Origin of the sequence: Phytoactinopolyspora endophytica, assembly GCF_004138495.1 — a bacterium.
Lineage (GTDB): Bacteria > Actinomycetota > Actinomycetes > Jiangellales > Jiangellaceae > Phytoactinopolyspora > Phytoactinopolyspora endophytica.
The window spans coordinates 276,082-278,192 of sequence record NZ_ML142853.1; the positions used below are offsets into that span (position 1 = coordinate 276,082).

Here is a 2,111-nt window from a genome sequence, read left to right on the forward strand (position 1 = left end):
GGTGGACCGGCGAAGTACGGATAGCCGTGGAACGGACCATCCTCCGGGGCAAGCGGAACCTCCAGATGGCAGATGGCCAGCCCGGCGTCCTCGACCACCGGCTTGATGTTCGCCAGCTGCGGCGCGAAGTCCCATGTACCGTCGTCGTCCGCGTCCCGCTCAGCCTGTGCCCAGAGCCGTTCGTGCAGCAGAATATCGCCGGTGGCGACGATAGAGAACTCTCGCGGCTCCGGCTCCGGCGATGGCGTGGGGGTCGACGTGAACGTCGGTTCCGGGTTGGTCATCACCGGCGGGTTGGTGGTGGTCGAAGCCGACGCAGGCTCGTCCTCGCCAGCGCACGCCGCTAACACCAACGCGCCACTAGCCAGCATTATCAGAACAGGCCCCGCCCGGATCACAGGAGCCAGTGTGCACATACGCCCGCCTGCCGCGCTACCCGTAGCACAGCGAAATTCGTTGCGAAGCACTCAACACACTGAATTGAGCACCGATGGGCATCTGCGGCGCCACATCCAGGCCGCTATGACCATGGCGGCGTTAGGGCGTGTCCTAGAACATGACCGTGGCGAAGCATCCCACCTCGCGAAAGCCCACCCGCTGATAGGTTCCCACGGCGGCGTGGTTGTAGTCGTTGACGTACAGCGAGACGGACGGCGCGATATCCCGCAGCGCCTGGACGACGACGGCGGCCACCCCGCCGACGGCCAGCCTTTCGCCACGGCGGTCCGGGCGTACCCAGACACCCTGGATCTGGCATGCCTTCGGGGTCACGGCTCCGATCTCGGCCTTGAACACGACCTCACCGTTCTCGATCCGAGCGAACGCACGGCCGGCCCGCACGAGTTCGGTCAGCCGGGCACGGTAATAGGCGCCTCCGTCGCTGCCGTTCGGCGAGATGCCCACCTCCTCGGTGAACATGGCGACGGCGGCCGGGTGCAAGATGTCGATCTCCTCCGGCCGCACGCGGCGCACCAGCGGGTCGGCAGGGACCGTCGGCGGGTACGACATCGCCATGACTGGCTGCGACGCGCGAACCTCGCGGGCCGGCCCCCACTCCGGGCGGAGTAGATCCCACATCGTCAGGACGGCGTCTGCCGGCCCCACGAGCGACGAGCACCGGCGTCCCCGCCGTGCTGCCATGTCCGCGAACGTACGGGCGGCGGACACCGTGGCGTGTACAGGTATGACGTTCGCTCCGGCGTAACAGCAGGACAGCAACTCGCCGCTCTCGTAGTAGCCCCAGAGCTCACCGCCCAACCGCGCCGGCGCGAGCTTGGACGCGTGCACCCGGGCGCCCACGAAGACGTCGACGGCCGGATCCCGGTCGATGAGCCGGTTCACCGCCCGGAGATCTTGGGGTCCGAGCACGCGCACGGCCGCCATGCTGTCGAGCACCGAGACCGACCCCCTTTCCGCCGTCCCCTGACCTGGCCGCTGTCGCCGCATCCGCCGTTCGACGTCGCGGACCGCGGCCAGCGACGTCAACTACCTCCTGCGAACAAGTGAAGCAGCTACACCGCGGCCTTGCACACCTTCTGCACCAGAACATCATCCGGCTCGAAGGCCAGCCGACCACAATGTGGGACGTGCGCGTATGCGTAGGAAGAACATACATCGTGGTCGCCACCGCCACCCAGATGCATGTTCTTTCCGCGGGCGGCAAAGGACAGGAGCAGAGGTTTCGCGCATGCCTAGCCGACGGTGACGGTGGGCTGGACGTGCGTTTAGCCGACGGTGACGGTGGGCTCGCCCTCTGCCGGGCCCTCCATACCCTCGGCGATGCGCATAGCCTCTTCGATCAGGGTCTCGACGATGTCCGACTCCGGCACGGTCTTGATGACCTCACCCTTGACGAAGATCTGGCCCTTGCCGTTGCCGGACGCGACGCCGAGGTCGGCCTCCCGCGCCTCTCCCGGCCCGTTCACCACGCACCCCATGACGGCGACGCGCAGCGGCACCTCCATGCCTTCCAGGCCCGCGGTCACCCGGTCCGCCAGGGTGTAGACATCCACCTGCGCCCGGCCACACGACGGGCAGGACACGATCTCCAGCTTCCGTTCGCGCAGGTTGAGCGACTGCAGGATCTGCAGCCCGACCTTGACCTCCTCGAC

Annotated in this window: 2 protein-coding genes and 1 pseudogene; all 3 read right to left on the reverse strand. The window is 67.6% G+C overall.

Annotated elements, in window-relative coordinates:
• Positions 1-284 (reverse strand): CapA family protein (locus ELR45_RS37625; RefSeq protein WP_205856465.1); only part of this gene is annotated, 284 nt, incomplete at its 3' end.
• 265 nt (positions 285-549) lie between these two features.
• Entirely contained in the window at positions 550-1,383 is an 834-nt protein-coding gene (locus ELR45_RS12095; protein ID WP_205856523.1) for a GNAT family N-acetyltransferase, read from the reverse strand.
• Positions 1,384-1,724: 341 nt separating this feature from the next.
• Positions 1,725-2,111, reverse strand: a pseudogene (locus ELR45_RS40790) (flavodoxin-dependent (E)-4-hydroxy-3-methylbut-2-enyl-diphosphate synthase); the annotation flags it as partial.

What these genes read in the sequence shown, in the direction of transcription:
- ELR45_RS12095 (WP_205856523.1), bottom strand. Translation starts at nt 1,383, where the DNA reads ATGGCGGCCGTGCGCGTGCTCGGACCCCAAGATCTCCGGGCGGTGAAC.